This is a genomic window from Pseudonocardia sp. SID8383, from assembly GCF_009864975.1.
Lineage (GTDB): Bacteria > Actinomycetota > Actinomycetes > Mycobacteriales > Pseudonocardiaceae > Pseudonocardia > Pseudonocardia alni.
In genome coordinates, this window is record NZ_WWFY01000593.1 from 1 (window position 1) to 4,802 (window position 4,802).

The window sequence follows — 4,802 nt, forward strand, 5'->3', positions numbered from 1 at the left end:
GCGAGCAGCCGGTCGATCGACTCCTCCTGCACCCCGAACGCCGCGAACGCCGGCCAGGCGGTCAGGTCGGCGAACCGGATCAGCCGGCCCATCAGGTCCTCGTCCACGTCGCCTCCCTCTCCGGCCCGGTCCACCGGGTCCGGCGGGGGGATCATCGCCCACCGCCGGTCGGCGGCCCGGCACGGCCCGTCGCATCGGGCGGGCCCGCGCGACGGGCGGCCGTCGCGACCGGACGACCGCACGGACGGGTGTCGTCGCCGGCCGGCCACCTCCGCGACCGCCACAGATCACCCGTCCGGCGGGCACGCAATGTGATTCGCGACACATACATACCGCGTTTGCCGGACCGAACTCCCAGGTGGAGGGCGCAAATCAGGCGGTCCGCACTGCCGGTCAGGCGAGCCTCTGTTGCCTGGCGCGCACCGGGCGACCCCGACAACCTGGGCGCCATGACCACGGCCCAGGACATGCCCCAGGTTCAGCAGTGCTCCGCCACCAGCTGCTCCTACAACTCCGACTCCAGCTGCGGCGCGGGGGCGATCACGATCTCCGGTGACCACGCCCACTGCGGCACCTTCGTCGAGATCTCGTTCCGCGGCGGCAGCGGCAACGGTCTCGTCGGCGCCTGCCACCGTTCGGACTGCCGGTTCAACGAGAAGCTCGAGTGCACCGCGGCGTCGGTGAACATCGGCGCGGGCGCCGACGCCGCCGACTGCCTCACCTACGAGGCCAAGTAGGCCAGCTCCTCCACCCGGACCTCGCCACGCTCGTCGACGCGCAGTGCGCCGTCGGCCACGGCGAGGGCCGCGACGGGGTCGATGTCGTCGACGAGGACGGCGACCCCGTCCGCAGCGACCGCCCGCAGCGCGGACAGCACCGTGCTGCGGTCGTGTGCGTCGAGACCGTCGGTCAGGCGGTCGGCGAGGACCATCGCGGTGGGGTCCCGGCGGGCCGCGTCGACGGTGGCCAGCCGGTCCGCCGCCGTCTCGGTCGCGCGGGCGCCCAGCCTGCGGACCACGGCATCGTGCCCGTCGGCGCACCGGCCGCTCGCGTCGTCCAACCGGTTCATCATGCGGCGGCGCTGCACCGACGGCCCGAGCAGCACCGTGATGCTGCCGGTCGGCAGACGCAGAGACATGGAAGCCCTCCCTCACCGGTACTGAGGCGAGGCTAACCGACGATTGCGGTCAGGTGAAGGCCCTGCGGTAGGTCTCACGCAGCTCGCGCTTGAGGATCTTGCCGCTCGGGTTGCGCGGGAGCGCCTCCACGACGTCGACCGAGCGGGGCCGCTTGAAGCCCGCGATCCGCGGCCGGACCCACTCGACGAGGGCATCCGGATCGATCGTCGTCCCCGGCCGCGGCACGACGACGGCCTTCACCGCCTCGCCCCAGCGCTCGTCGGGCACCCCGATCACCGCGACGTCCGCGACGTCCGGGTGCTCGGACAGCACGCTCTCCACCTCGATCGGATACACGTTCTCCGCCCCGGTCACGATCATGTCCTTGATCCGGTCGGTGAGGAACAGGTAGCCCTCGGCGTCGAGGTAGCCGCCGTCGCCGGTGCGCAGCGTGGCGTCGTCGCCGAGCGCCGCCGCGGTGTCCTCGGGCCGGTTCCAGTAGCCGGCCGTGACCTGGTCGGAGTGGATCCGGACCTCCCCCACCTCGCCGGCCGGCAGCTCCCGGCCGGTCGCCGGGTCCACGATCGTCAGCCGCACCCACGGGTACGCCCGCCCGGCCGAGCGCATGAGGTGCGCCCGGGGGCCGTCCGGATCGTGGTCGCCCGGGTCGAGCTGGGTGATCGCACCGGTGGTCTCGGTCGCGCCGTAGACCTGGAACAGCGGCGCGCGGAAGGTCTCGACGACCGCCCGCAGCGCGCCGACGGTGATCGGCGAGGCGCCGTAGGCGATCGACCGCAGCGCGGACCAGTCGCGGTCGGCGGCACCGGGCACCGCGGAGAGCATCTGCAGCACGGCCGGCACGAGGAAGGCGTTCGTGACGCGCTCGTCGGACATCGTGTCGAGCAGCGGCCCGGGGACGATGTCGGCGACGAGCACGCACCGCGCCCCGGCGGCCAGGCAGACCAGCGCGTAGCCGACGCCGCCGATGTGGAACAGCGGCATCGCGACCAGCGCGGTCGAGGTGGGGTCGATCGACCAGTGCCCGGCGGCCAGCAGCAGCGCCGAGAACTGCCGGTGCGCGAGCAGCACGCCCTTGGGCAGCCCCGTGGTGCCGGAGGTGTAGAGCTGCAGCACGGTGTCGTCCGGGGTGGATCCGGCAGGCGACGACGGCGGCAGCACGTCCGCGGCCGCGTCACGCCAGTCCGCGTGGTCCTCTCCCACCACGACGACCCGGCGCCCGTCGAGCGCACCGCGCAGCCCCGCGAAGTCCGGCCCCAGCACGACGAGACCGGCCCGGGCGTCGGCGACGAGCGCCAGCAGGTCGGCCTCGGTGAGCCGGGTGTTGAGCGGGACCGACACCGCGCCGATCCGCGGCGCGGCGAAGAGCAGCTCCAGGAACTCCGGCCGGTTCCTCCCGATCCACACGACGCGGTCCCCGGCCCCGAGGCCGAGGTCGCGCAGGGCCGCCGCGGTGCGCCCGGCGCGCTGTTCGAGCTCGCCGTAGGTGGTCGTCGCGCCGTCGAACGACAGCGCGACGAGGTCGGCGCGGTCGGGATCGGCGAGGATGTCGGTCAGGCGGAAATCCTCGGCAGGGCTCTGACCCGGCACGTTCTTCTCCCTCGGTCGTCGCGACGCAGGTTCGGCAGAATCGTATATGATAGTCGCCGTGTCCACGGCCGACTTCGTGCGTGAGCTCCCGCCGGGCCGCGCCCCGCAGCTGCCCGACCGCATCGCGCTCGTCCTGCGGGACCGCATCCTCTCCGGTGAGCTGCGCCCGGGCACCTTCCTGCGGATGGACCGGATCGCCGCGGACCTGGGCGTCAGCCACACCCCGGTCCGTGAGGCCCTGCAGTCGCTGCGCGCGGAGGACATGGTCCACGCGGTGCCGCGGCGCGGGTTCGTCGTCGCCGAGCTGACCCGCGACGACGTCGCGGACCTGTTCGAGGTGCAGGCCGACCTGACCGGGACGCTGGCCGCGCGCGCGGCGCAGCGACTGTCCCCCGCCGACCTCGCACCGCTGCGGGAGCTCGCCGACCGGATCGCCGCACTGTGCGAGCGCACCCCGGAGACCCACGACCCGGCCGAGCTGGACCCGCTCGTGTCCGCCGAGCACCGGCTGCACGCCGAGGTCAACCGGCTGGCCGGCTCGCGCAAGCTCGCCTGGCTGGTGGGGCGCTCGTCGCACTACCTGCCGGCGCACTTCTACACCGGCTCGCCCGAGTGGCGGGCCGGCGCGGTCGACGCCCACCTCGTCCTGCTCGACGCGCTCGGCGCCGCCGATCCCGGCGCCGCGCGGGCGGCGATGCGTCGCCACGTGCTCGACGGCCGCGACCTGCTGCTCACCCACCTGGACCGCACCGGAATGTGGTCCGACGACCGAGGAGACCCCTGATGCCCGTCACCCTGACCGAGGACCAGACCGACCTGGCGAAGGCGATCGGCGACTTCTGCCGTCGCGAGATCGGCAGCAAGGAGCGCCGCGACGAGCTGACCGGCGGCGGGCGGCACGCCCACTCCGACGAGATCTACCGCAAGATGGCCGACCTCGGCTGGCTCGGCATCGCCACCCCCGAGGAGTACGGCGGCGCCGGCCAGGGCATGCGTGACCTGCTGGTCTTCCTGGAGGAGTCCGCGTACGGCCAGGCCCCGATCGCCGGGTTCGGCACGACCACCATCACCGCCGCGGCGATCGAGAAGTTCGGCACCGAGGCCCAGAAGCAGGAGCTGCTGGGCGGGATGTGCCGCGGCGACGTGCTGTCGATCTCGATGTCCGAGCCGGAGGCCGGGTCCGACGTCGGCGGACTGAAGTGCAAGGCCACGAAGACGGAGACCGGCTGGCGGATCGACGGCCAGAAGACCTGGTGCTCGAACGCGCACATCGCGTCGCACATCCTGCTGGTCGCCCGGACCTCCACCGAGGGCGGCAAGCACGACGGCCTGACCATGTTCGTCGTGCCCGCCGACGCGGCAGGCCTGTCGATCCACGGCATCGAGACGATGGGCGGCAAGGAGGTCAACGACCTCTACTTCGACGGGTGCGAGCTGCCCGCCGACGCCGTCGTCGGCGTCGAGGGCCAGGGCTGGCGCCAGCTCATGGCCGGGCTGAACCTGGAGCGGATGATCCTGGCCGGACTCATGCTCGGACTGGCGCGGCGCGCCTTCGACGACACCGTCGCCTATGTCACGGAGCGCAAGCAGTTCGGCCGCCCCGTCGGGAGCTTCCAGGCGATGCGCCACCGCATCGCCGACAACGCCACCGAGCTGGCGGCCACGCGACTGCTGGTGCACGACACCGCACGGGTGATCGACGAGGCCCCCGCAGGTGCGCTGTTCCCGCGCGAGGCGTCGATGGCCAAGCTCAAGGCCACCGAACTCGCCAAGCACCTGTCCCTGGAGGGGATGCAGATGCTCGGCGGCTACGGCTACGCCACCGAGTACGGCATGGAGCGGCTGCTCCGCCAGAGCGTCGTCTCGACGGTGTACGGCGGGACCAGCGAGATCCAGCGCGACATCATCGGGAAGTCCTACGGGCTGTAGCGGCTCAGGCCGCGGAGTTCCGGGCGAGCTCCGCGGCCCCGCGGTCGTCGCCGGCCTCGGCCTCGGCCTGCCGGTCGGGACGCGGAGCCGGGACGGCCGTCGGGCCGACGTGGGCGCCGGCCCCGGTACGGACCCGCGCGGCCTCGG

At 73.3% G+C, this 4,802-nt stretch carries 5 protein-coding genes; 3 read left to right on the top strand and 2 right to left on the bottom strand.

What is annotated here, in order from left to right:
* Positions 1–449: 449 nt before the first annotated feature.
* A complete protein-coding gene (locus tag GTW08_RS14540; RefSeq protein WP_073577490.1) occupies positions 450–737 on the top strand; it encodes a DUF1540 domain-containing protein in 288 nt (95 codons plus the stop codon).
* On the opposite strand, the gene GTW08_RS14545 is transcribed toward GTW08_RS14540, so the two are convergent.
* Both GTW08_RS14545 and GTW08_RS14550 read right to left on the bottom strand, forming a co-directional pair.
* Entirely contained in the window at positions 722–1,138 is a 417-nt protein-coding gene (locus GTW08_RS14545; RefSeq protein ID WP_073577489.1) for a hypothetical protein, read from the bottom strand. The genes GTW08_RS14540 and GTW08_RS14545 overlap by 16 nt on opposite strands.
* Positions 1,139–1,187: 49 nt before the next feature.
* A complete protein-coding gene (locus GTW08_RS14550) occupies positions 1,188–2,726 on the bottom strand; it encodes a long-chain-fatty-acid--CoA ligase (RefSeq protein ID WP_073577488.1) in 1,539 nt (512 codons plus the stop codon).
* A gap of 58 nt (positions 2,727–2,784) precedes the next feature.
* On the opposite strand from GTW08_RS14550, the gene GTW08_RS14555 reads away from it, so the two are divergent.
* Both GTW08_RS14555 and GTW08_RS14560 read left to right on the top strand, forming a co-directional pair.
* Entirely contained in the window at positions 2,785–3,510 is a 726-nt protein-coding gene (locus GTW08_RS14555) for a GntR family transcriptional regulator (protein ID WP_161152060.1), read from the top strand.
* A complete protein-coding gene (locus GTW08_RS14560; RefSeq protein ID WP_073577486.1) occupies positions 3,510–4,655 on the top strand; it encodes an acyl-CoA dehydrogenase family protein in 1,146 nt (381 codons plus the stop codon). The genes GTW08_RS14555 and GTW08_RS14560 overlap by 1 nt, the downstream gene beginning before the upstream one ends.
* Positions 4,656–4,802 lie beyond the last annotated feature (147 nt).